Raw genomic sequence first — 24,630 nt, 5'->3', positions numbered from 1 at the left:
GGCGCATGTTTTCAACCGAGGAGTTTTCATGGGCTTTGCCAACAGTGCGTGCAGTTTTACACGCTTTCGCATCCTTGATCCGGTTCCGGCTGAACTCTGGCCGCAACTACCCGACAAGCTTAAACAGTTCGCCTTTCGGGACATTGACGATATTCCGGAAATGCAGGCTCAGGGATGGGTCTGTTTTGAAGATATGTTGGATTCTGAATGGTTCACCGCACCGCCGCAAAAAGGCGCGTATCTTGTCTTTTCGCTACGGCTTGATATGCGGCGTATTCCCGCCGGAGTGGTAAAAAAGCACCTGGCCGTGGCCTTGCGCGATGAAAAAAAGCGGATGCACGAGCAAGGCAAGACCTTTATTTCCCGTGAGCGCAAAAAGGAGCTGAAAGAACAGGTTATGTTACGCCTGCGCGCACGCTTCCTGCCGATTCCCAGCGAGTTCAACGTGTTGTGGGCTACGGACAGAAACGAAATATGGTTTGCCTCTACCCAGAACAAGATGATTGATCTTTTCATGGAAGAGTTTCTTAAAACCTTTGAACTGCACCTTGAGCAGCTGACGCCTTACACCCTGGCGGCCTCCATGCTGGATGAAGAAAGCCTCATCCGCCTGGATCAGCTTGAGGCCACGCAGTTTGCCCCCCAGTCCTAGCCGTGGAGAGCCAGTACACATGAATATGCCCTATCTTGGAGAGTCTACTGATATTATTCTTGGTCAGGAATTTCTCACCTGGCTTTGGTACCAGAGCGACACTGCCCCTGGCGCATTCACCGACAAGGAAGGCGCCCCTTTCTCTGTTTCTATGGAACAGCGGATAGTGGTACAAGGGGGCGAAGGAGACGCCCGGGAAACAGCCTCCGTTTCCGGTTCGCTTTCTCCCTTGCGGGAGGCACGCTTTGGACTCGGAACCGGCAAGAAGGTCAGCCGTGCGCTCATCCGGCTTGAAAAAGAAGAACTGGCGTTTCAGGTAACGCTCAAGGCAGAAGATTTTTGCCTTAACAGCCTGAAAACACCCAAGCTCGACAAAGGGGACAGTGACGACGATCCAGACGCCCTGCTGCTTGAAAAATTTTACCTGATGGAAATATGCACCAATCTGCTGGACGCGCTGTACGCGCGCTTTCTTGCTCTGCGTCTTTCTCCACAGTGGCAGAAAGAAGTGGACGACATGCGCCAGTGGATGACCCGTACCGAGTAGAGAGCCGCTCATGCCTCCCCTGCCCTCACATGCCCGCCGTCACGGTCGGCTGACCGCTATCGCTGCCAACGTCGCACGCAAGACGTTGTGGATGTTGCTGGTCCTGTGGGGGATTACGCTTATCAGCTTCTGGGTCATTCATCTGGCTCCAGGGTCTCCTACGGATATGGAGACAACGCTCAACCCCCTCGCAGGCGAGGCTGCCCGACAAAGGCTTGAAGCGCTGTACGGACTTGACCGCCCGCTTCACGTCCAATATGCAGACTGGCTGCTGCGCTTGCTGCATTTTGACTTCGGCAACTCCATGTCTGCTGATTCACGACCCGTACTGACCAAGATTATGGAGCGCCTGCCCCTCACAGTGGGCATGAATGTCACCGCCATGGTGCTGACTCTGCTCATTGCCATACCGGTGGGAATAATTTCGGCCTGCCGCCGCAACTCTCTGCTGGACCGCTCTGTGACCGTGCTGGTTTTTCTGGGCTTTGCCATGCCTTCATTCTGGCTTGCGTTGCTGCTCATGTTGCTGTTTGGCATTGAGTTGCAATGGTTACCCATCTCCGGCCTTACATCCATGCACTATGAGCAGTTGAGCCTATGGGGAAAGTTTTGTGATCTGGCAAAACATCTGGCTCTGCCCATACTTGTCTATACCGTGGGCGGTCTTGCGGGCATGTCACGCTATATGCGGGCGTGCATGCTGGAGGTTCTTCAACAGGATTATATCCTTACGGCACGGGCCAAGGGCCTTGGCGAAAAGGCCATTATCTGGCGTCACGCGTTGCGCAATGCGCTATTGCCCGTCATTACCCTGCTGGGACTTTCAGTGCCTGGACTCATCGGCGGCAGCGTCATTATTGAGTCCATTTTTGCCCTGCCCGGCCTCGGTCAGCTCTTTTATGCAGCTGTTATGGCCCGGGATTACACTATGATTATGGGCAACCTTGTTTTGGGGGCCGTGCTTACCCTCTTTGGCAATCTGCTGGCCGACATCTGCTATGGCCTGGCTGACCCGCGTATACGCAGTGCAAAGGATAACGCCTGATGCTTCCCCGCGCTGTCAAAAATGCGCTTGGGCGTCATGCCATGCTGCTGATCGGGCTTTTTATTGTCCTTGGCATGTCCCTGGCCGCCCTGCTGGCTCCGGCCCTCGCGCCGCATAATCCGGATACGCTGCATCTGAACAACATTCTTGAACCGCCCTCTTCCCGGTTCTGGCTTGGAACAGACAGGCTCGGTCGCGATGTTTTTTCACGTCTGCTTTATGGCGGGCGGGTGTCTCTATGGGTCGGCTTTGTGGCTGTGGGCATCTCCATCAGCATCGGCACCACGCTTGGCCTGATAAGTGGGTATTTTCGACGGTGGGTGGATGAAACAATCATGCGTATCGTTGACATAATGCTCTGTTTCCCCTCATTTTTTCTTATTCTAGCTGTCATTGCCTTTCTTGAGCCCGATCTTACAAATATCATGATCGTCATTGGACTTACCTCATGGATGGGCGTTACGCGCCTCGTTCGCGCTGAAGCTTTGAGTTTGCGCGAACGCGAATTTGTGGATGCGGCTCGCCTGGCAGGAAGTTCCACAAAAAAAATACTTTTTTATCACATTTTACCCAATGCCTTGGCGCCGGTGCTTATAACCGCTACTCTTGGTGTAGCCGGAGCCATCCTTGTGGAATCAAGCCTGAGTTTTCTCGGTCTTGGTGTGCAGCCACCCACGGCAAGCTGGGGCAATATGCTTATGGAAGGTAAAGCCGTGATCGAGAGCGCCCCTTGGCTGTCGGTTTATCCTGGATTGGCCATTCTTGTGACGGTGCTCGGCTATAACCTGCTTGGTGAAAGTTTGAGAGATATTTTCGATCCCAGGCTGCGGCGCTGAACCATGCCGGGGCATCTTTATATTTAAAGTAAAACTTTAAAAACATACTGTGCGGACGCAAACAACATGTTGGAATACCTTCGCATTCGCAATCTTGCTCTTATTGAAGATATGGAGCTGGAGTTCGAGCCGGGCATGAACGTTCTCACCGGTGAAACCGGGGCCGGCAAGAGCTTTATCCTTAAGGCTCTGGGCTTTCTGCTGGGCGATAAACTGTCAGCAGATATGGTGCGTGGGGGAGCGGAGCGTGCTCAGGTAGAGGCCCTTTTCACCTTGAAGGATGACGATATTGTGCTGCGACGCGAACTGTTGGCTGAAACCGGCCGCAGCCGCCTTTATATTAACGATGAACTCCGCTCCCAGGATAGCTTGCGTGATCTGCGCCCGCGCCTTGTGGCCCACACAAGCCAGCACGCGCAGCAAAAACTTTTGCAGCCTGCGGTCCAGGCGCGCCTGCTCGAGAGCGGTCTTGAGCAGCCAGAGCTTCTGGCCAAGCGTGACGCCCTGCTCTCCCGCCTGACTGAAGCTGCAGCACAGCGCAAAGCGTTGCTTGAACGGCAGGCCGGGCTTGCCGAAAAACGCGAACTGCTCGAGATGCAACAACAGGAAATTGACAAGGTCGAGCCGGAAGATGGTGAAGAGGAACAGTTGGAGGAGGTGCGCGCCCAGGCGCGTTCACTTGAAAGCGTGCGCGAAAACTATGAGCAGGCTCTATCGCTTTTGCACGGAAATGAAACTGAAGGATTGCTGGATCTGCTGGGTAATTTTGAAAAAGTGCTGACCCGCATGGCCAAAGAGGACGAATCGCTCAAGCCTGATGCTGATGCTGTCACTGCCCTGCGCCAGCAATTATCCCATCTGGGTGGGCGCTTGCGCCGCCCACCTCAAATGGAAGACATGCCCGATATGGATCAGGTTGAGGAAAGGCTTTTCGCTTTGGCTCAACTTAAGCGCAAGCTGCACCGGACGCTGCCGGAAATCCTTTCCTTGCGGGATGAAATAACAGAAAATCTTTCATTTCTTGATGTTTGCGCTTTAGATCTGGCCCGCCTTGGGCGGGAAGAAGAGGCTCTGGTTCAGGAACTCACCGCTTTGGTGGAGACGATCATTCCCATTCGTCGCAAGGCGGCTTTGGCCCTGGCTTCGGCCCTGGAAGAAGAATTGCGGCAACTTGGTTTTTCTGAACAGGTGCAAGTGATCCCCCATTTTGAAAAGCAGGAAATCTGGCCCGGCGTTATGGATGAGCGCGGGCGCATCCTGTGGGCGCCAAACCCTGGGCAACCTCCCCAACCTCTGGACAAGATTGCATCCGGAGGCGAACTTTCCCGCTTTTTACTGGCACTGGCCAGCGTACGGCAGGATGGTGAAAACGCGATTTTTATCTTTGACGAAGTGGATGCCGGGGTGGGAGGGCTTACCCTCAACAAGCTGGCTGAAAAGCTGTATGCGCTCGCTGCAAGCAGGCAAATGCTGCTTATCACGCACTGGCCCCAGCTGGCGGCCCGAGCGCGCAAACATTTTCAGATCAGCAAAACCGTGCGGGATAATGCTACCTTTACCCTTTGCAGACCGCTGGACAAACAGGCCCGGCATGCAGAGCTGGCACGCATGGCCGGGGGCGGCGCACAGGGAGAAGCCGTGGCGCACAGCCTGGAAATCTGACGGAACAGTTTCGACCACCCGGCACAGATACCCTGGAAAAACAGGCAGGTCTTCACGTTCGTGGAGTCATGCCGCTAAGTATGTATGCGTTGAGAGCAGCGTAAAGGCAGCCGCCATCCTCCATTTCTCAGCGCACACCATTTGCCAGACAATTCATATGCCGGCCATCAATAGCTAATTGCTTGCCCGTGCTTGCATCAAGTCGCTTTCTTTTTCTGGTGTTTAAAAAAGCTCTGCCCTATTCATGTCTTTGATCAGCGCCCCCGTGAAGCTGCCAGCTTTCTTCATATACACATGCTTTATGAGGAATCCAATAGTTACTAAAAATGATGATCTGTCAGTGTAGATAATGGATAAAAAAGGCTGGCAGCCTGATTCTGGGAAGTGTCTTGATCAGACTTCCAGATCCGTGGATATTAAAAAATGTTCAATAAAAAGCGAAAAATATATCTTTTCTAAAATGTTATACAATTCTGATTGATGTGGTCATGATTTTTTTGGTGCATCTTCCAGAAGACAAAAGCTCTTTTGTATGCCAAATTATATCCCCAAGATGGGTAGTCACAGCATGAAATCGTGCCCCCAAGCAGTACTGTCGTTGGAGAAGGCCGACGTAAAGCGTAAAGTATGATCCCGTGTTACGTCTCGTATCTCGATATAGTGTTGCTATACTGAAAAATGAATATTGCGTGGCCCTTGAACGCAAAAAATACATCCGTAAATCCCCACAACGGACAAAAAGTTATCAAACTTCAGGCAGACATTGATGAAAACAGGAAAACTATCCTTGTTTACGCTGATTGAGTAACGTGACGAGCAGGCAGAGGTAAATATGTTGATTCTGAAAAAACTGTTTGCAACAGCGCTGGTTACCATGGTGCTTGTGCTGATTACAAAAAAGGATTCGTGAGGGTTCTGTTTTGCGATCTGTTTTTACGCTAATTATCGTTGTGATCATTGCCGTTGGGCTGCATTTCGCCTTTCAGAGATACTGCGGCGGAATTTATGTGGAAAGAAATCACTCTGAGACATACTCATGCGCAGACGGCAAAAGCATCTCTGTTCAGTTTTTTTCCACAAGCGACCGCATGCTGATGTTCGCCAAAGTCGTCATGCCGGATGGTGTGGAATACTCTCTTCCCCTCATGCCTTCGGCGTCTGGCAGCAGGTACTCAGATGAGTTTGCCCTTGAAGCCTGGTTCAAAGGAAACGAGCTTACCGTAAGCAAGCCCTTTGAGAACAGGACAATGGAACCGATCTACGAGTGCACGGCCAAATGAGCTGCAAGCTTGAAGTCGTGTCACAGGGAGGCTGTGATGGAACCGTTAAAAAACACCCTGTATGCCGCAATTGAGTTCGGCGAATGCGTTCATGTTGTAGAAAAACAGCGTGGAAATATTGGAATTATTCCGCGCGGTCTGACTGCGGACATTGTGGTCTGCGATATAGTCGCCGTTTCGTGCCCGGGCGATGCCCAACAGCGGCGGGTAAGGCTCAACTTGGCGAATATCCGGCTGATGTAAAAAAGCCAGGCAGAGTCTGTACGGCGGACGAGAGCTTTCACTTGTTTTGAATGAGTGCGTATTGATTTCAGCAGCCGTCTGTTTTTAAAACATCTGAAAAAGCGGCATGACCGTTGAAGAGACGGCAGCAAAATCAATATGTACTGCTGCCAACCAGGACAGCATGACAAATATGGCTCTACATACGTTCTTGGCTTTTTTTTGTATGGAAAAGTTGCGCGAAAACCGCGAGGAGGCATCCCGCGCTGACATTCCACGCAGTGCAAGGGCATGAATAGCAGGCCATGCGCCACGCCCGGCCCGACTGAAAGACGGAAATGTGAAGCTCCCAAGGCGCACCCGTGTAGCCTTTTGATAAGCTTCCTGGGAAAAACCGGCGTTCATGCGCTTGGCCTTGTGCCTTCACATGTCGTCCCATCTGTTAGAGCAGCATGCTGCAAAACAAAAGACTGAATTTCCTTAATCAAAAAGACCAAATCCAGAGGATGGATTTGGTCTTTTCTGTACGTAGAAAATCTCCGTCAGGTCGGGGCTTTTTGATGAAGAAAAAGTTGTTTTGTGGGGTGGTGAATGCCGGCGCACTTTTCAACTTGCTACTCTGATATGCGGATACTTTGGCGGCTTTTTTAAAGATATTTACGGAACATGTACGACATCATCCAAAAGATATAAACGCGTGTCCGCAAGATATTCACCGTTGCTGAACGATTTTGAAACTCCTTGCAGAAATATCCCTCTCCCGGTGCGGACAGGCTTCGCCACCGGGGCTATGATATACTCATGTCTCTACAGGAACAAGACGAAACAAAAAAGTAAATTCCCACAAGGTTCCAAAAACCTTGCGGGAATTTTTGAAATTGTTAGATGGTGGAGGCGGGGGGAATCGAACCCCCGTCCGAGAACATTCCACACGAAGCATCTACAGGTTTAGGTCAAGTATGTATTTCACCGCGCTGTTGGCCCCTGACCAGGCACAACGCAGCAATCCCGCCGGTAAACTCCTCGCGAAAAACCCCGGCGAGAGCCGGTTTTCGCCAGCCTGATAAGTGTCGCCAATCAGGGTTATCAGGCATGGCCCTGATCGGCGCGACCGTTAAACGGTCATTGCCTCGCTGTTATTAGGCAGCGTAAGCGTAGTCGTAATCGTTGTTGGCAATTACTTTTGTGCCGCTTTTTACGAGGCCAGCGGCGCCTCGACCTGCCGCTACGGCTTCCACGTCCCCGTCGAAACCAGTGCGCCCCCATTTAGTTGGGAAAATAATATAAGACGGTTACTGCCGATTGGCAAGCTCAACGAACATAGAAATGTGAAAGGGAGCCTTTCAGGCACATCCGGTAACGGCTGAATACGGTGGCATCATCGTTTTCAGTGCTTGTTTTTAATGCGCATTGCGCGTGGGACGCTACTGATAACCCATGAGCAAGAAGGGCAATCTTGGCCATTGTATGAAAATATTTCTGTAAAGAGGGATGCTCAGAAATAATTCGACACAGTTTTTCAGCATCTTGCTCATTACTTTCCACAACAAGAGCACCCGTATGCGACAGGTACAGCAGTATGCGCTCGTCAAAATCAAGAAGCTGCTCTTTCAGGCAAGACAGGAGATGCAACATGAAGGTTTCCTGCATGGCCTCAAGCCTGAGTTCCAGGGTTTCAACAAGTCCGCTCCCCGAGCGCTCCAGATCGTGTAAAATGCGCAGGGTTGCCTCATCAAGATGTGCCAGAGGCTCACGTAAGGAAGTCCCGAAATATTCATCGTTGCCTGTGGCAGCTCTGTCGGACTGCATATGGAGCATGCTGCTTATATCATTTGTGCTTTCTGGTGTCACAGGCTCCCCCGGTAGGCTTGTGGTCTTTTTTTCCGTATGCGGCTGCACTGCGGGGTATTAAGCAAGATGGATGCCAGAAAAAGTCGTTTCCCGTCAAAGTCTAAAAAAAATCAAGAGATACATACGACTGTACACGGAAGATGTGACATTTTTTCCTTGATGGGCAAAAAACAAGCGTCAGTTTGTCCGCAAGCGCAACATAACAGCCGCTCCTGCAAGGACAGTGCGTCTTTCAACTATTTTCAGTCCGGTGCGAAAAACAAGCCCTTCCAATCCCCCTGTTTTCAGAAATGCCGTCCGGGCGACGCGCCGCAGGTCCGGCAAAAAATTCACCAATGCCACGGCAGGCAACTCCAGATTGCGTTCAGCACACTTGAAATCAACAACCAGGACCTCGTCAGCAGCAGATGACGCAAGGCGTAGCAGGTCTTCAGCGGCGGATGGCGGCCGGCAAAAAAGTTCATACGCCATGCGTACAAGGGAAACCGGAGCGCCTGTCATGTGCCAAAGCGCTTCCGGCGAGGCATTAAGCGGCGCGTTGATGGAGTCCACAGGCCATGGCGTCATACGTGCAAGCAGCTTGCCCGACAGGAAAGGCGGACAAACTGCCAAGGTCTGTGGGGTAAGGGCAGATGCTCCAGAGGGCGGTTCCGCATGTTCGCTTTCTTCCCCTGTGGCAAGCAGAATTGCGGGGCCGGGAGCATGGCGTTTTTGCAGAGCAGGTGGCGAGGGTGCGCTTTGCTCAGGTTGGTAAGGCATCATGATCTGCCGCCGATTTTTTCAAGCATTGCCTGACGTGCTCCATCGTAGGCCGCGTCAGTGGGCAGCCCCTGAACAAGATTTCGTGCATGGCCATCTTCTACGAATTGATAGCGGCTGGACGTAAAATGCATGTCAAAAAACCATGTACCCAGCAACAGGCGAAAATCATTGACACTGCGTAAATCAGCGTAAGCCGCCACGCGGTTTTCACTGACAGCCTTGAGTATGGTTTCGCTGTACAGGCCAGGAGTGTCGGGAAGGCTCAATACAACGGTGGGATTATACGGGCCGGGGCCGGACAGATGCTCGTCCATAACACGTAAAATATCCAGCTTGTCTGCATCGCGCACTACATGGGCTGCCACTGCCGTGGCCTCTGGCAGGCCAGACGGCAGCGCAAAGCGATTATGCAGTCCTATCGCGGCCAATATTGCTTTACGTGTGGCAGGTTCTTCGTCAATGAGGCGATGCTCACGCTTGAGTATGCGTACGCCCAGGCTTCCGTGGTCGCACGACTGCCTGTCCTTAAAAGTGTGATAGCGCAGGTATTGTTCAAATCTGCCGATATCATGATAAAGAGCGGCAAGCAGGCAGACCCGCCCCAGGGCTGGAGAAAATCTTTCTCCAGCCACAATACGTTCCGCATTTTCAAGCACTGCGTGGCTGTGACGCAACTTAAGGAGCATCGGGGCAACATCGCCATGCTGCCTGCCTTCTTCTTTGGCACATTGCTCAGCGGCATAGGCCATAAACCAGTTTTTGTGGTCTTTGATATCGAAGATATCGAGCGTGCTGTTGTGTTGTAATTCCATATCGTTCGTGTACTCCCGTGCAGCGTGCAAATCAATGTGCGCTCCACAGTAACCCCTGTTTGTGCATTTCTGCCAGGCCATCCTGGGCCGCCGGGCGGCTTGTGCTTGAGAGGCCGGACGGCTTTTGCTATAAGAAACGGCCGAGGCCTGCTGCGCCACCAGCACTACGCATTTACGGTCTTCAATCCCTTCAGTTTACAGTTCCGGAGAATCCATGTCCGATTTTGTTCACCTGCATTGCCATACCGAGTACAGCCTGCTTGACGGGGCCATTCGCATCAAAGACCTTTGCGCCCGCGCCAAGGATTTTGGCATGCCTGCCTGCGCCATCACCGACCACGGCAACCTTTTTGGCGCTGCCTATTTTTATCAGGGCTGCAAAGATTTTGGTATTAAACCCATTTTTGGTTGTGAGGTTTACGTTTGCCACGACCATACAGACAAGAAAACGGACTCTCCCCTTGCCCGCAGGCGTCACCACCTTATATTGCTGGCACAGAATAAAACCGGCTATCATAACCTGGTAAAACTTGTGAGCCACGGCTTTCTTGATGGTTTTTATTACAAGCCGCGAGTGGATAAAGGGCTTCTGCGCAAATATTCTGAAGGATTAATCTGCCTTTCTGCCTGTATTGCGGGTGAAATCCCCCGGGCCATTCTGGCTGATGACATGGATCTGGCCCGCAAGCTCACACACGAATACGCCGACATATATCCGAACCGTTTTTATCTGGAACTTCAATCAAACGGACTTAAAGAGCAGGAAAAAGCCAATGCCGGGCTGATCGATCTGGCTGAAACATGCAACCTGCCTCTGGTAGCCACCAACGACTGCCACTACCTTAACGCTGATGACGCCGAGGCGCATGAGGTGCTGCTCTGCATACAAACGCAGACCACCATGGACGACCCCAAGCGCATGCAGTTCGGTACGCACGAACTTTATTACAAGTCGATAGAAGAAATGGAAAAATCTTTCGGCCATGTGCCGGAAGCTCTTGCCAATACCGCGCGCATTGCCGAGGTCTGCAATGTGGAGCTGGACTTTGGCAACCACTATTTCCCTGTCTATCAACTTCCTGAAGGCGCCAGCATGGAGTCCGAATTTCGGCGCCTTGCTGAAGAAGGTTTGGAAAAACGGCTCGTAAATCACCCCGATCGCGATCAGCTGAATCCACAAGCCTACCGTGACCGCCTGCAATACGAACTGCGTGTTATCCTGGAAATGGGCTTTCCGAGCTATTTTCTTATCGTGCAGGAGTTCATCAACTGGGCAAAAAATAACGATATTCCCGTGGGACCGGGGCGAGGGTCCGCAGCAGGGTCGCTGGTGGCCTGGGCCTTACGCATTACCAATCTTGACCCCATCCCCTACAATCTTTTGTTCGAACGTTTTTTGAACAGTGAGCGCGTGTCGCTGCCCGATATCGACGTGGACTTCTGCGAACGTCGCCGGGGCGATGTCATCAAGCACATGGTCGAGACCTACGGTGAAGGTTCTGTGGCGCAAATCACCACCTTCGGCACGATGAAAGCCAAAGGCGTTGTGCGCGACGTTGGGCGCGCTCTGGGTATGAGCTTTGCCGAGACAGACCGTATCGCCAAACTGGTGCCGGCTGACCTCAAGATGACCATTAAAAAGGCTCTTGAAAGTGAACCGGAACTGGAAAAATTGTATCTTGAAGACCAGCAGGTCAAGCATCTGCTTGATACGGCGCGCCGCCTTGAAGGCCTGGCCCGCCATGCCTCCACCCACGCCGCCGGACTTGTGGTCTCTGACAAGCCCATGAAGGAATATCTTCCTCTTTACCTCGGTAAACGTGGCGAACTTGTGACCCAGTTTGACGGCCCCATGACGGAAAAGGCGGGGCTGGTCAAATTTGACTTTCTGGGCCTCAAAACCATGACACTTATTCAGGACACCCTGGATAATATAAGCCTTCAGGGGCAGGTCCCGCCGAACCTCGACAATCTCTCCCTGACAGACGCCGAAACGTATGAGCTTTATGCACGGGGCGAAACCGATGGCGTGTTTCAGGTAGAAAGTTCTGGCATGCGACAATACCTGCGCATGCTCCGTCCTACCTGCTTTGAAGATGTCATCGCCATGCTGGCGCTTTATCGGCCCGGCCCCCTTGGTTCCGGTATGGTAGACGAGTTTATCAAACGTAAACACGGGCAGGTTCCTGTCATCTACCCGCACGAGTCTCTTACCGACTGCCTGCGCGACACCTACGGCGTTATTGTCTATCAGGAACAGGTCATGCAGATCGCCCAGATCATCGCCAGCTATACACTTGGCGGGGCTGACCTGTTGCGACGCGCCATGGGCAAGAAAAAAGCCGAAGCCATGGCCAAGGAGCGCGTCACCTTTGTGGCTGGAGCGCAAAAAAATAATATCAGCGAAGAAAAAGCCAACGAAATATTCGACTTGATGGAAAAATTTGCAGAATATGGCTTCAACAAGTCACATTCCGCCGCCTATGCCCTTATTTCCTATTATACTGCCTACCTGAAGGTTCACTACAAGGTCGAATTCATGGCTGCCCTGCTTACCTCTGAAATGGGCAATCAGGACAAGCTGCTTAAATATGTTTCCTGCTGCAAAGACATGGACATCGATGTGGTGCAACCTTCAGTAAACCGTAGCCAGCGCGAGTTTACAGCTCATGAAGGCAAGGTTGTTTTCGGCCTTGGCGGCATCAAGAATGTGGGCGACGAAGCCATCCGCGAAATTGTAGAAGCCCGCCAGCAGGAAGAAGAATTTGCCTCGCTTTTTGATCTGTGCTGCCGGGTAAACCTGCGCAAAGTCACCAAGCGCGTACTGGAGTCCCTTATAAAAGGCGGAGCCTGCGACTGCTTCGGCGTGGCACGGGCCGCCATGCTTGCCTCGCTGGACCTGGTAGTTGCCCGCGCCCAGAAAAAGGCCAAAGACAAAAGCTCCAACCAGGTATCCCTGCTCGCCATGGCCCCTGTGGCAGAAAGCGCTCCGCAGCCAGGCATCGGCATAGACTGCGCGGAAGCCGCCACGCCGGAGATGGCAGATGAAGACAAGTTGCGGGCCGAAAAAGACGCTCTGGGCTTCTTTCTTACGAGCCACCCTTTGCAGCCTTATGTGCGCGAAATACGCCGTCTTGGTCTTACAACGCTTGAAGATGCGCGTGACATGTTCCCCGGGGCTGAAGTGCGCTGCGCCGTGCTTGTGACCAGCGTGCGGGAGGTTATTACCAAAAGCAAGGGCGAGCGCATGGCGTTTGCAGCTGTCGAGGACCTTACCGGACATGCCGAGGTTACTTTTTTTCCTCGCAGCTATGCAGAGATACGCCAACTGCTGCACTCGGAGCAGCCCTTGTGCCTGACTGCCCGTCTGGATAAAGAGTCGGGCGATAACCGCGACCTTGACGATGAAGGAGAAGAAGCCCCGCGTGAACTCAAGCTCCTGGGCCAGAGCCTGCTGCTGATGGCCGAATGCTGCGGGCTGAACGATACGCCGGTATGCGTACAGATCCCCCCGCACCGGATGGGACGCGAAGACATGCTGGCTCTGCGCAATATTCTTGAGAGCTACCCCGGTCCTGTAGAAACCCACGCCCAGATATGCCTTGATGGACATGTCTGCCACCTGCATCTGGACAACGCCCTCAAGGTTTCTCCCGGCCCCGACCTGGACAAAGCCCTTGCCGCCTGGGCTTCATGAGGTCTGTTTATTTATGGTAAGGTTTTTTGTGATCACGGGCCTTGGGCTGGCTCTTGTCAATGGCTGGATTATTTGGTGGCTGTGGCGGGCGCTTCCCCACACGGGTTGGCTGCGCCCGCTTCTGTGCCTGACTGTCGTTACGCTTGGAGCCTCGTTTCCCCTGCTCTACAAGCTTGGCGACCATTCTCTGGTGCAGGTCTGGATGCTGCGGGCCGGTGCTTTCTGGCTTGGCATGGTTTTGTATGTTTTTTTGCTGGTTCTGCTCATGGATGTCTGGAGCCTGACAAGTCGCCTGTGGCTTGGACCACCTGATGCAGGCACCCCCAGGTGGGGCGCGGTGCTGCTGGTGGTGGGACTGCCTCTTGCCATTGGCTGCGCAAGCTGGCTTAACGCCGCCTACCCTACTGTGCGCCACTACGATCTTACAGTAGAAACAGCCGGCGCCATCCCCCCTGCCTACAAAGACGCCCCCCTGACTCTGGGCGTACTGGCCGACATGCATCTGGGGCGTATCATCACTGCCCCGCGCCTGGTTCGCGCCATGGATCTGCTCGCTCCCTACAAACCGGATGCCGTACTGTACCTGGGGGATATTCTCGATGACCATACCCTGCTGGACGTGGAGGCCATGGCCGCGGCGCTGGCCCGCGTGCAACCGCGCCTTGGTCATTGGGCTGTACTCGGTAACCACGAGTACATATCAGGGCCGGTAGAAAACAGTCTGAATATCCTGCAGCGCAGTGGAATGCGTGTCTTACGCGACCAGTGGCATGTTCTTGATGGTGTGCTTGTTTTGGCAGGCAGGGATGACAGAAGCAAGCTGGCGTTTACCGGCAGTCCCCGCAAAAGCCTGCCGGACGTTCTGGCCGATTTGCCGCCTGAATACAGAAGACTTCCGCTGGCGGTGCTGGATCATCAACCTCATGTGTTGGATGAAGCCCGTGCAGCAGGGGCCATACTGGAGATTTCCGGCCATACTCATTACGGCCAGCTCTGGCCTTTCCACTGGGTGGTGGAAAACATGTATGAAAACCCTCATGGCCTGTTGAGCAAAAAGAACCTGCACTCGCTGGTATCAGCCGGTACTGGAGCCTGGGGGCCACCCATGCGGAATACAGCGCGCCCCGAGGTGCTTGTAATAAAAGTATATTTTGTTGAAGCTGGAAAATAAAAGAGAGAGGATCAGGCTTGCTGCATCAAACGGGCTACATCAGGATGACCCCACATGATCGTAATGCCAAATTCCAACATGCGTGATATGTTAACCCGCATTTTTCTAAGATACCTGCAACTAAAAAAAGAAATTCTGTTTACCTTTGCCCGATATAGGGATCCTCTGCAATGCGTCTCAAAAACATCACGTGTTGCTTGTATCTTTCCTTTTCAGACTCTCTTCTTATTCTTCAACTTTTGGATCACCCGCAGCGGGTAAAAAACCATGTCTGATAAAGTGGTCCACCAGGCCGAACACGGTTTCGTTGCCGCAAAACTTTCCAGCGGCAATGGCCTGTTTGTATGCGGGCAGGCTGGCTTCAAAACGCCGCAGCAGATCTGGCTCAAGGGTAAGCATGTCAGCCTGCATTCCGTAGCCGAGCCGCTCAATATACAGCGCGTTGAAACGCTGTTCCACCATGGCCTTCAACGGCAGGGTCAAAATGGGTTTTCCAAGGTAAAGGGCTTCTCCCATAAGTGTATGGCCACCGCCCTGGATAACATACGAACAGCCTTCAAGCAGGCGTAAAAATCCCTCTTCACTTTTGCGCATGAAGATGACATTGCCCTCCTGCCCTTCCATGCGGTTATACCCGAAGACATAGCAGGTCTTTCTGGTGGATGCGCGCAAAAACTCCACCAGTTTATGGTGTGTGGAATTGCTTTGGTACACAAGCACATGTCCGTCATCGCGCGGATTCAGGTCCAGCACGCTGTCACGCAAAATGGGAGGAGCCACACGCGCCTTGTATTGGGGCAATACCGGCGGCGCGTAAAAGGATATGATAAGATTTTCCATCGTGGGACGAAAAAGATACCGTGGCGTCAGCCCCTGCACAAAACTGTCCCACCACATGTCGAAGGGCAGGTTGTGACTGCAACAGGTGATAATATGCTGATGGTCCAGTGTCAGGCAGGGCAGACCGGCCTTTTCCGCCGCACGTGGCACGAAGTATTCCAGATCTGTCATGCAGACATCCGGCTTGAATTCGTCAATGAGGCGTAAAACCTGTTCAATATACCGCTCTCTGTGCCAAAGCAGCGGTATGGCTTTTTTAATGGTGGCAGCCATGTCCACCTTGTAATTTTTGAATACCGTACCCAGGTTGGGCAGGCGGCGCACGGAAAATTCCGGTTCAAGAATTTTTGGGGCATCGTCGTCGGCCACAAACAGGAACTCGTGTTTGCCCAGACGACGGGCAATGGTCAAGCCGCGCATGGCATGGCCGTGCCCCGTGCCGTGAATGCCATAAAGAACGCGCGCCATATTTTTCCTTTTTCCTTGAGACAGGTTGTTTTAAAATATCATATTACGGCAAGAAGGCCCATAATCCCAGCGTACCTTCCTGGCTTCAGGCCCTGTGGCACGCCCGTCTTGTCAACCCTGTGATACTAGCAAGCCGCAAGCCGTGCCGTCAATGTGATACCCTAAAGACGATATCGCAACCTCTTGACGGCATTGTCTTTTATTTCCTACGATCAGGCAGGCATTTACGGTATGCCCATATCTGTGGCGGCAGTTTTTTTACCGCAGTGCCGCCTTTATGACAGCTTACCCTTTAAAATGTACACTCTCAAAGGTAAACCACGCCCATTCCGGCGCTTAACAGCGCAAATGAACTGCGCTTGCACCTCCACAACGGGCGTTTGCTCATCGCAGCCACCAGAGTATTTCTAAAGTGAAAATACTCTAAAAGATTCGGGCACTACTTTTGACCAAACGAGGCAATCATGAATATACGCAAGATACGTGAAGACCTGGGCCGGGCAAAGGCCAGTTGCATGCGACGCGACCTGTTACGAGCCCTTTATCTGACCATTGCGGCCTTGAGGGAACTGGGCGGTCAGACCGCCCCCTCTGACCTGCGGGGCGATATCCGTACGACAGTAAACGCTCTGTCCTCTGACCCCGGCCTTGTGGACCACCTTCCCCCCAACGTGACCTACCAACCCGGCAACGAAAAAGAGCTGCTCCAGATTTTTGCCAGGACGTACAAAAAATTCAAGGCACATGATGAGCAGGAAGATTATGAGACCACCCTCCAACGCAAACTTAATCTTGACCGCTGGATCAAGGATGGAAAAAAATTCCTTGACGAAGGCCGGCCTTCAGACGCAGATGCCTGTTTTACCGAAGCCATGAAGTATTACAAGGATGAGCAGGCTGTTTTTGTCATGATGGCCAAAGCCATGATGGATGCCGGAGAATACGTGCGAGCCATTGGCCATGCGCGCAATGGACTCAAGGAAAATCCTCAGGACGAGACACTGTCACGCCTGATTGACGAATGCACACGCCTGCGGCCGCAAGCCTGACGATGCCCGCAGAAGGCTGCCCTACCCCTTCCTTCTGGTCAGCGCCAGCTTTGCGGCCGCGTTTAGCCTAAAAACACGGCCGCGTCTGACTATCTTCTAGAATACCAACCTCTTCCAAGATTGATCCTATCCATAGACAGATGCACTGTGAAAAATATCACCAAATAAAACATGCAATACCTGCTTCACAACATCTTTTAATGCTGTTATAAATTACAACAATGCCTGTGTCTCAAACTGCCGGGCTGGCAGAGTCCAGCCCGGTTGCGTTGTTAATGATCGCCATATCTGGGGGGCTGCGTTGCAAAAACGTTATTTTGCAGTTGCCGTTTTGACGGGCGTTCTGGCCGGAATAGCCGTGCTGGGATATTTGCTGCCGACAGACAAAGAGGCCGTGCCAAAGCGTATTCTGCTGCAGAATACCGGCGGTGCTGTGGTTTTTCAGCATGCTGACCATGCCTACGCATATAATGTGCGCTGTGAGACATGCCATCACGAAAGCCCGGAAAAACGCCTTGAAGTGCAGGCATGTAAATCCTGTCATGGCGTAAACTTCAATGAAGCTTTCCGCAAAAAGCATGTGGCCCAGTTCAACGACAATGCTGCATGTGCCACCTGTCATCACTATGAGGCAGGTGCCAAAAAATGGGGACATGAGCGGCACTATGAAGAACTGGGCCTCGACTGCCGGGAATGCCATCATAAAAATACCGACATAGAGCCAGAGCCGCAAAACTGTGCAGACTGCCACTCATCCGGCGTTCCGAACGACAAGCCCGCCGAGAAAGGCACTCCCCCCAATCTGGCCGATGCGGTACACGCCAGATGCGTCACCTGCCATGAAGACATGTTCGCCGAAAAGCCCAAAGGCTGTGCCAACTGCCACAGCATGAAGGCAGTACGTGACATGTTGCCTAAAACCGGTCTGGTCAAGTTAAACCCTCTGCAAACCAACTGTGCCGTATGTCACGGGGTCACTGCTGAAAAGCTCATCCCCGGCGCCATGGATGCCTTTCATAATCAATGCATGGGCTGCCATGAGAAGCTTGGCAAAGGTCCTTTCGACAAGCAACAATGCGGCCAGTGTCATACTGGCAAGTGAGGCGGGGATGAAAGAACTTTTTCAGGTAATCAATGACCCCCGGTTTCACCTGCTTTACGGGGTGACGCAACGCTTCAGCCCGGGACCACAACCGGACAGGGTGCGACTCAACCGCGAAAACTGCAAGCTGGTTGATGGCGTTACAAAAAAAGCGCTTGTCTACCCTTACAAGCTTCTGGCCGAACATTCTTCGCCCTTGAAAGGCGATCTGTTTTCGCCAGTTTATGGCAAGATCAGTGAAGTAAGCCAAAGCAGTATTTTTATTGACGCCATTGAACCGGATGATGAATTGCGCCAGGCCGCAGAAGCCGTACAGAAAACCGACCTGCTCGCCGCTCCTCAGCGTGGTGAAGAGTTGCGGCCATTGCTCAAAAGTATGGGGCTGAACACCAGATCGCTGGGGCAGCCCTGCAACACGCTTATTATCAACGGCCTTAATCCGGATCCGGGCGTGACCTGGGCTGAACCCATGCTGCTGGCACATCAGGAAACCCTGCGTGATGGCCTTGAAATGCTACGCCGTCTCTCACCCGCCAAACGAATCTTGCTGGCGGTGCCCAAGGAAATGCGCCTGCATCACAACGACATTGAGGTGGTGCACGTACCTTCGCAGTATCCGGCCAGCGTTAACGCCCTTGTCATCAAGGCTGTGACCGGGCAGGAAAATCCCAAGGGCGTCGGCATAGTAGGCCTGCACAATATCTGGAGCCTGGGGCGGATAGCCCGAACCTGTCTGCCCCTTGTGGAGAGTGTCGTCACTATTGGCAACTGCGAATATTCGGGGAACTATATCGTAAAAGACGGCAGCCTGATCGGCCAACTGCTTGAATTCTCGCACATCACTCTGCGCAATGGCGACACGCTTGTCCGGGGCGGCCCCTTGCGGGGTGAAAGCCTGGAAAAGCTTGATCGTAGTGTTACCCGCGGTTCAACAGGAGTTTTTGTTGTCGAGGCAGGCACTATTCCTCCCATGAAAGGACACAGCCCCTGCGTGAATTGTGGAGCCTGTGTGCTGATCTGCCCTGCCCGGCTCAGCCCGAGCATTTTGAGCCGCAATGCCGAGTTTGCCCTGCACGAGCGCAATCTGGATGAACACATCGGCTCCTGTCTTGAATGCGGCCTGTGCGGCTATGTCTGCATTGCCCGCAGGCCGGTCCTGCAATATATCCGTCTGTCCAAATTCAAATTGGCGGAAGCCGCCGCAGCCAGGGGAAAAGCACTGGATGCGGATGACGCACTGGGCATGATCGTCGCCGACAATGCCGAGGCTTCAGCCGAAGCCGAAAACAATAACAGGGCTGCCCGTGAGCAGCAGGGAGGCAACTGATGTCATCTGCTTCATCAGGCTCTGTTCTGCTTGCCATGAGCGTTCCGTCTTTCTGGCACTGCGGGCGCACCATTCGCAAGTACAGCCTTTTCACCATTCTTTGCTGTTTGCCGGCAGCAGCCATGGCTATCTGGAACTGGGGCCTGCCCGCCCTTCGGGTCATGTCTCTCAGCGTTGCTGCCTGTGTAGTTGTGGAAGCCCTGTGCGAAAAAGCCATGGGCCGGCAGATAGAGGTAGACGACTTTACCGCCGTATATGCGGGACTCATTTTTGCTTTTCTATTACCGGCAGATGCCCCCTGGTGGCTTGTCATCCTTGGGGCGATTATCTGCATCACGTTGGGCAAAATGGCTTTTGGCGGTCTTGGGGCCAACCCGGTAAGCACGCCGCTCGTGGGCTGGGCCGTTCTGGCAGTGTCCTTTCCCATTTTTATGGACCCTAACGCCATGCAGCTTGGTACGGACTTTATTGATCCCCTGGTGCGCCTGAAGTTCTTCGGCGCTGCCAGCGCCGACTCCATCCCCTTGCTGGACCTGCTTATGGGAAAACAGATCAGCGGTCTGGGGGCGGGCCAGGTGCTTGGCCTTTTTGTGGGCGGCTCTTTCCTCTGTGCCACAGGCACGGTGCGTTGGCAGATCAGCCTGGGCTTTTTCGTTGGTGTTGCTGCTCTGGCTGCATTTTTTCATATGTCAGACCCGGTCCACAATGCTTCTGCCTTTTTCCATCTGTGCACCGGATCGGTCATGCTTGGCGGTTTTTTTATGGCCACCGAAATGGGGACAACGCCCCTGCGCCCGCTGCCCATGTTTCTTTACGGCCTTACCGGGGGGCTGCTGGTCATGGTCATCCGCAAGTATGGCGTCTGGATTGACGGAGTTCCGTTCGCCATTCTTCTGGCAAATATGTTGACCCCTTATCTCGATATGCTACGCCCCAGACCTTTCGGAGGTAGCCGCCCATGATGGCCATAGTACGCATGGTGGTAGTGTTGTCGGTTCTTTGCGGGCTTTCCGGTTTTGCCCTTTCGTATCTTAAAATGATCACCGCTACAGCCATTGAAGAACAGGAACTGACTTACGTGCAAGGGCCTGCGCTCAAGAGGGTTTTTGCCCAGGCAGAAAATTCGCCCATTGCCGACAGGCGCGGCTTTACCCTTTCCAACGGTGAAAAGGTCACAGTCTTTCCGGTTATGAAGGCAGGCAAGCTTGTGGGGGTTGCTCTGGAAAATTTTGGTAAAGGGTATGGCGGCCCCATTGGTGTCATGGTCGGCTTCAATACCGCGGACGACACTCTGGCTGGTGTTGGCATGACCACCATGAAGGAAACTCCCGGGCTGGGCATGCGCGTGGCTGATCCGGGCTTTACTACCCAGTTCATGAGTGCCGCCACCCCGGTGAACCTCAAGAATCAGGGCGGAAAAATCGATGCTGTTTCAGGCGCTACCATCTCCTCTGCCGGATCTGTGGAGGCTGTGAATAAAGCCGCTCAAACGTATATGGGCCTGAAACCTGAAATTTTCAAAGCCTGGGCCAAGTAACCCACTGGCATACGCCTGGAGTTTCCATGAGCATACTACAAGAATTTACCAAAGGGCTTTGGAAAGAACTGCCGCCATTCCGTCTGGTGCTGGGGCTTTGCCCCACCTTGGCCGTAACCAACTCTGCCGACAATGGTCTTGGCATGGGAGTGGCCGTCATTTTTGTGCTTGTACTTTCCAACATGCTCATTTCAATGGTACGCAGCATTATCCCCAAAACAGTACGTATCGCCTGTTTTATTGTCATTGCGGCTTCACTGGTGGTCGCGGTGGAACTGCTCATGCAGGCATATGCCTACCCTCTGTACCAGAGACTGGGCATCTTTGTGCCGCTTATCGTGGTCAACTGCATAATTCTCGGCCGGGCCGAAGCCTTTGCAGCCAAAAATGGCGTGGCAGCTTCCATTGCTGATGGGCTGGGCATGGGGCTAGGCTTCACCCTGTCGCTGACCTTTCTTGGCTCGTTGCGCGAAATTTTTGGCAACGGAACATGGTTTGGACAGAGCGTCATGTGGGAAGGCTTTGAGCCCATGCGCATCATGATTCAAGCGCCGGGGGCCTTTATTTGTCTCGGCCTCATACTGGCGGCCATGAACATGTACAACTACTGGAAAGCCGGCAGAGGCAAGGCCGTGCCCGCCCCGCAGGGCGGTTGCGGTTCCTGCGGGTGCTGCTCGCTGGAACGGCGTGAAGAAGCCCGGTAACTGGGTGTTTTATACAGCCAGGAGCAGTTACGGCAAAATGCCCGACTGCAACGCCACGGCAACAAGCAGGACCTGAAAGGCTGTCGCTGGCAGGTGTGATCTCAAAGCGAAACCGCTCTAAAGGCACAAGGATAGCGCATGGATATTTTCGCCATCTTTATCTCGGCCATCTTCGTAAACAATATTGTGTTGGCCCAGTATCTCGGCAACTGCCCGTATGTGGGATGCTCTAAAGAAAAAGGTGTAGCCCTCGGCATGGGTGGCGCGGTAGTTTTTGTAACCATTGCCGCCACGCTTTGCACTTGGCTCATGCAGAAATATGTGCTCGACCCCTACGGGTTGGGGTATCTGCAAACCATCGTTTTTATCGTTGTCATCGCGGCATTGGTGCAGTTTGTTGAAATGTTTCTCAAAAAAATTGTGCCGCCGCTTTACGCCGCCCTGGGTATTTTTTTGCCGCTCATTACCACCAACTGCGCGGTTATGGGGGTTGCCATTCTGGTACAGCGTGAAGGCTATGGTTTGATGGAATCTCTGGTATGGGCGCTGGCCTACGGCCTGGGATTCACTCTGGCGCTGCTGCTGATGGCAGCCATCCGCGAAAGGCTGGACACCTGTCGTCTGCCCAAGGCCATGGCCGGTACGCCGCTGGCTCTTGTTATGGCTGGCCTTATGTCACTGGCTTTCATGGGCTTTAAAGGAATGGGATAAAGGGCGGCCAGCACGCGCCACAGCACTCAACAAGACTTTGGCGCGTGACTACGGCTGATCGGTCAATTCTGCTGTACAGCAGTTACGTTAGACGGGGACGAAACTATGGTCTTTGTATCGATTTTGACCCTTTTTGCCCTGGGCCTTGTGGCATCCATCATCCTGGCCGTGGCCTCGCGGGTTTTTTATGTCAAGGAAGACCCGCGGGTTGAAGCCATAATGGAAGCCCTGCCGGGAGCAAACTGCGGTGGATGCGGTTTTGCCGGGTGTGAAGGATACGCCGTTGCAGTGCTCAACGATCCGAACATTGCGGCAAACAAATGCTGTGCGGGGGGGCCGGAAGTAAGCATCGCCGTGGGCGAACTCACCGGCAAAACCGTGGCCGAAGCCGAACCGTTGTACGCCCTGCGCCGCTGTGACAAGCAGGCTGGCCAAGTTGGCGCGCGCTATGAATATCAGGGGCTGCCCTCGTGCGCCGCGGCTTCGCTCATGCGGGGCGGCACTGACTGTTGTGCCTTTTCCTGTATAGGGTACGGCGACTGTGTGCAGGCCTGCCCGTTCAATGCCATGCGTATTGTCAACGGACTTGTGGAAGTTGACCAGGATAAATGTACTGGTTGTGGTACTTGTGTAAACGTGTGCCCGCGCGGGGTTCTGGAAATGACGCCTCTACGGGCCAGAGTTGCTGTTTACTGCAATACTCGTGAAAAACTGCGGGCAGTTTCTGATGTATGCAAAGTAGGCTGCATCAAGTGCCTAAAATGCGTGAAAGCCTGCCCGGCCAAGGCGGTAAGCATGGTCGATGACCGCATAGAAATAGACCACCTGCTTTGTCTTTCCTATGGCCCGGCCTGCCAGGAAGCGTGCGTATCCTCCTGCCCCAGGCACATCTTTAGATATACCAGGCCGATTCAGGCTGTGGGGTGTGACGAGTCAGGCTGCAGTGAGCCGGCGCACACACCCCTTTCGGCTCCTGTACCTGATCAGAACGTCTCCCAGGCGCAGCCTGGGGCCTGAATGGAGGCAATATGTCCAGCTTTTTGAGCCGCCGTCATTTTCTTCGCTTCGCGCTTGTGAGCGCGGGCATGCTTGGGGCCGCCCCGCTGCTGAGTCTTGCGCCCTCCGCCGCGTTGGCGCGGACGTCCGGCAGTGAAGAAACCTACACCAGAACTGCCCTGTTTATGGGAACCATGGTCACAGTTACCGTGGCAGGAACTACTGCGGAACAGGCTGGGGAGGCTGTGAGCACCGCCTTGGCCCTTGGCCGCGACATGGCCGGCACGCTGACCCGGTTCAATACCGGTGCCCCTTTGGGGCAGCTTAATGCAAGTACCGCCTTGAACGATGCCCCTCCCGCACTTGTGCACCTGATGCAGCGTTCACAGCAGATGCATGCTCTCACAGGCGGCGCTTTTGACCCGACCGTTCTCCCCCTTTTGCATCTTCTTGAAAGCCACCGTGACCATAAAGCGCAAAAACACCTTCAGCTTGATCAAGCGGAGGTGCGCGATGCCCTTGAAATGGTGGGAATGGAGCGGGTGCATGCAGACGGATATGCCTTGCGCCTTGAGCGGCAGGGCATGGGCATCACTCTGGACGGTATTGCTAAGGGACATATTGCAGACCTCATGTCGCGCAGTCTCAGCTCTGCGGGATACCCCAATCATTGCGTCAACGCCGGCGGAGATATTGCGGTCAGCGGAAGCAAGCTCAAGGGACAACCCTGGCGCATAGCTATTGCAGATCCCTACGGCAAAAATGCCTATCCACAAGTGGTGGAAGCATACAGCGGGGCCGTAGCCACTTCGGGCATATATGAGATTTTTTACAATGCCGATGCCAGCCGTAACCATCTGGTTAATCCTGTAACGGGAGCCAGCGCTGGTTTGGCCAGCGTGACGGTTACCGCTCCCGACTGCCTCACGGCCGATGCGCTTGCCACAGCCATGGCTATCATGCCCCCGAGAGAAGCTCTTCATTTGGCCGACAGCCTGTCGGGCTGCGCCTGCTGTCTGTTGCGCCATGACGGACTGACACAGTGTTCCCGCAATTGGCGGGGGCGTAGCGCATAAGCACTGCGGATATTTGTTCTTCATGCATCTGTCGCATGCAGATAGATGCATTTTGGCACTCAAATTTACCCTGAAAATTTTTCTCTCGACAAGGTACAGAGCTTTCGACTGCTCAGTACCTTGTCGTTTTATGTCTGTAATGTGCTTTTGTAAATATCATTCAACAAATATGAAGAACTCACCTCTTCAATTGTTGAACTCCATATTGATATAAATGTATGATAGTAGAGTACATAATCAATTTTTGTACAGCGCCAGTATAACGTTCAACGGCGCTCATGAT

23 protein-coding genes and 1 other RNA gene are annotated in these 24,630 nt (G+C 53.4%); 18 read left to right on the top strand and 6 right to left on the bottom strand.

The window, feature by feature from the left end; genetic code table 11:
* Positions 1 to 28: 28 nt before the first annotated feature.
* The 7 genes from rdgC (at position 29) to ACZ495_RS04875 (ending at position 6,265) form a co-directional block, all read left to right on the top strand.
* A complete protein-coding gene (gene rdgC / locus ACZ495_RS04905; RefSeq protein WP_012624841.1) occupies positions 29 to 652 on the top strand; it encodes a recombination-associated protein RdgC in 624 nt (207 codons plus the stop codon).
* A 19-nt stretch (positions 653 to 671) separates the two neighbouring features.
* Complete coding sequence (locus tag ACZ495_RS04900) at positions 672 to 1,199, top strand: hypothetical protein (protein WP_012624842.1); 528 nt, start codon at positions 672 to 674, stop codon at positions 1,197 to 1,199.
* Positions 1,200 to 1,209: 10 nt separating this feature from the next.
* Positions 1,210 to 2,244, top strand: a complete 1,035-nt coding sequence (locus ACZ495_RS04895; protein WP_012624843.1) for an ABC transporter permease — start codon at positions 1,210 to 1,212, stop codon at positions 2,242 to 2,244.
* On the top strand, positions 2,244 to 3,080 hold the full coding sequence (locus ACZ495_RS04890) for an ABC transporter permease (RefSeq protein WP_012624844.1): 837 nt from the start codon (positions 2,244 to 2,246) through the stop codon (positions 3,078 to 3,080). Before ACZ495_RS04895 ends, ACZ495_RS04890 begins: the two co-directional genes overlap by 1 nt.
* A 66-nt stretch (positions 3,081 to 3,146) precedes the next feature.
* On the top strand, positions 3,147 to 4,742 hold the full coding sequence (locus ACZ495_RS04885; protein ID WP_464262746.1) for a DNA repair protein RecN: 1,596 nt from the start codon (positions 3,147 to 3,149) through the stop codon (positions 4,740 to 4,742).
* A 1,088-nt stretch (positions 4,743 to 5,830) separates the two neighbouring features.
* Complete coding sequence (locus ACZ495_RS04880) at positions 5,831 to 6,022, top strand: MliC family protein (RefSeq protein WP_464262745.1); 192 nt, start codon at positions 5,831 to 5,833, stop codon at positions 6,020 to 6,022.
* 36 nt (positions 6,023 to 6,058) lie between these two features.
* Positions 6,059 to 6,265 (top strand): hypothetical protein, encoded by a 207-nt coding sequence (locus ACZ495_RS04875; RefSeq protein ID WP_464262744.1) that lies wholly within the window; start codon positions 6,059 to 6,061, stop codon positions 6,263 to 6,265.
* An 84-nt stretch (positions 6,266 to 6,349) separates the two neighbouring features.
* Here the strand turns inward: ACZ495_RS04875 and ACZ495_RS04870 are convergent, their stop codons facing one another.
* The 5 genes from ACZ495_RS04870 to ACZ495_RS04850 all read right to left on the bottom strand — a co-directional run bounded on the left by ACZ495_RS04870 (position 6,350) and on the right by ACZ495_RS04850 (position 9,669).
* Positions 6,350 to 6,649, bottom strand: coding sequence for a hypothetical protein (locus tag ACZ495_RS04870; RefSeq protein ID WP_407844420.1), 300 nt, complete (start codon positions 6,647 to 6,649; stop codon positions 6,350 to 6,352).
* A gap of 481 nt (positions 6,650 to 7,130) precedes the next feature.
* Positions 7,131 to 7,508: a transfer-messenger RNA gene (ssrA, locus tag ACZ495_RS04865) on the bottom strand.
* A gap of 47 nt (positions 7,509 to 7,555) precedes the next feature.
* Positions 7,556 to 8,053 (bottom strand): hypothetical protein, encoded by a 498-nt coding sequence (locus tag ACZ495_RS04860; protein ID WP_464262743.1) that lies wholly within the window; start codon positions 8,051 to 8,053, stop codon positions 7,556 to 7,558.
* Between the two features lie 219 nt (positions 8,054 to 8,272).
* A complete protein-coding gene (locus ACZ495_RS04855) occupies positions 8,273 to 8,857 on the bottom strand; it encodes a hypothetical protein (protein ID WP_012624859.1) in 585 nt (194 codons plus the stop codon).
* Positions 8,854 to 9,669, bottom strand: coding sequence for an HD domain-containing protein (locus tag ACZ495_RS04850; RefSeq protein WP_012624860.1), 816 nt, complete (start codon positions 9,667 to 9,669; stop codon positions 8,854 to 8,856). The genes ACZ495_RS04855 and ACZ495_RS04850 overlap by 4 nt, the downstream gene beginning before the upstream one ends.
* Before the next feature lie 214 nt (positions 9,670 to 9,883).
* On the opposite strand from ACZ495_RS04850, the gene dnaE reads away from it, so the two are divergent.
* Both dnaE and ACZ495_RS04840 read left to right on the top strand, forming a co-directional pair.
* Positions 9,884 to 13,366 carry a DNA polymerase III subunit alpha gene (gene dnaE / locus ACZ495_RS04845; protein ID WP_464262742.1) on the top strand — a complete coding sequence of 1,161 codons (3,483 nt, stop codon included), beginning with the start codon at positions 9,884 to 9,886 and terminating at the stop codon, positions 13,364 to 13,366.
* Positions 13,367 to 13,379: 13 nt separating this feature from the next.
* Positions 13,380 to 14,537 (top strand): metallophosphoesterase, encoded by a 1,158-nt coding sequence (locus ACZ495_RS04840; RefSeq protein WP_464262741.1) that lies wholly within the window; start codon positions 13,380 to 13,382, stop codon positions 14,535 to 14,537.
* 225 nt (positions 14,538 to 14,762) lie between these two features.
* On the opposite strand, the gene ACZ495_RS04835 is transcribed toward ACZ495_RS04840, so the two are convergent.
* Positions 14,763 to 15,845 (bottom strand): glycosyltransferase family protein, encoded by a 1,083-nt coding sequence (locus tag ACZ495_RS04835; protein WP_464262740.1) that lies wholly within the window; start codon positions 15,843 to 15,845, stop codon positions 14,763 to 14,765.
* Between the two features lie 464 nt (positions 15,846 to 16,309).
* Here ACZ495_RS04835 and ACZ495_RS04830 point away from each other — a divergent pair, with 464 nt between their 5' ends.
* From ACZ495_RS04830 to ACZ495_RS04790, 9 genes are all read left to right on the top strand, one after another.
* A complete protein-coding gene (locus ACZ495_RS04830) occupies positions 16,310 to 16,894 on the top strand; it encodes a hypothetical protein (RefSeq protein ID WP_012624864.1) in 585 nt (194 codons plus the stop codon).
* A 358-nt stretch (positions 16,895 to 17,252) separates the two neighbouring features.
* Complete coding sequence (locus ACZ495_RS04825; protein ID WP_464262739.1) at positions 17,253 to 17,996, top strand: cytochrome c3 family protein; 744 nt, start codon at positions 17,253 to 17,255, stop codon at positions 17,994 to 17,996.
* Between the two features lie 7 nt (positions 17,997 to 18,003).
* Positions 18,004 to 19,323 carry an electron transporter RnfC gene (locus tag ACZ495_RS04820; protein WP_464262738.1) on the top strand — a complete coding sequence of 440 codons (1,320 nt, stop codon included), beginning with the start codon at positions 18,004 to 18,006 and terminating at the stop codon, positions 19,321 to 19,323.
* Positions 19,323 to 20,285 carry an RnfABCDGE type electron transport complex subunit D gene (locus ACZ495_RS04815; protein ID WP_394027511.1) on the top strand — a complete coding sequence of 321 codons (963 nt, stop codon included), beginning with the start codon at positions 19,323 to 19,325 and terminating at the stop codon, positions 20,283 to 20,285. Before ACZ495_RS04820 ends, ACZ495_RS04815 begins: the two co-directional genes overlap by 1 nt.
* On the top strand, positions 20,282 to 20,860 hold the full coding sequence (gene rnfG / locus ACZ495_RS04810; RefSeq protein WP_012624868.1) for an RnfABCDGE type electron transport complex subunit G: 579 nt from the start codon (positions 20,282 to 20,284) through the stop codon (positions 20,858 to 20,860). The genes ACZ495_RS04815 and rnfG overlap by 4 nt, the downstream gene beginning before the upstream one ends.
* Before the next feature lie 26 nt (positions 20,861 to 20,886).
* Positions 20,887 to 21,564 (top strand): electron transport complex subunit RsxE, encoded by a 678-nt coding sequence (gene rsxE, locus ACZ495_RS04805; RefSeq protein WP_012624869.1) that lies wholly within the window; start codon positions 20,887 to 20,889, stop codon positions 21,562 to 21,564.
* A 138-nt stretch (positions 21,565 to 21,702) separates the two neighbouring features.
* Positions 21,703 to 22,275, top strand: a complete 573-nt coding sequence (locus ACZ495_RS04800) for an electron transport complex protein RnfA (protein ID WP_012624870.1) — start codon at positions 21,703 to 21,705, stop codon at positions 22,273 to 22,275.
* A gap of 105 nt (positions 22,276 to 22,380) precedes the next feature.
* The gene (gene rnfB / locus ACZ495_RS04795; protein WP_012624871.1) at positions 22,381 to 23,292 is read left to right on the top strand and encodes an RnfABCDGE type electron transport complex subunit B; all 912 of its coding nucleotides are present in this window, start codon (positions 22,381 to 22,383) and stop codon (positions 23,290 to 23,292) included.
* A gap of 11 nt (positions 23,293 to 23,303) precedes the next feature.
* Complete coding sequence (locus ACZ495_RS04790) at positions 23,304 to 24,347, top strand: FAD:protein FMN transferase (protein WP_464262737.1); 1,044 nt, start codon at positions 23,304 to 23,306, stop codon at positions 24,345 to 24,347.
* Positions 24,348 to 24,630: the final 283 nt, after the last annotated feature.

This window comes from Desulfovibrio sp. GTC20076 (genome assembly GCF_055385905.1).
Note: the sequence above shows the minus strand (reverse complement) of the source record. Positions and strands in the feature narration are given on the sequence as shown.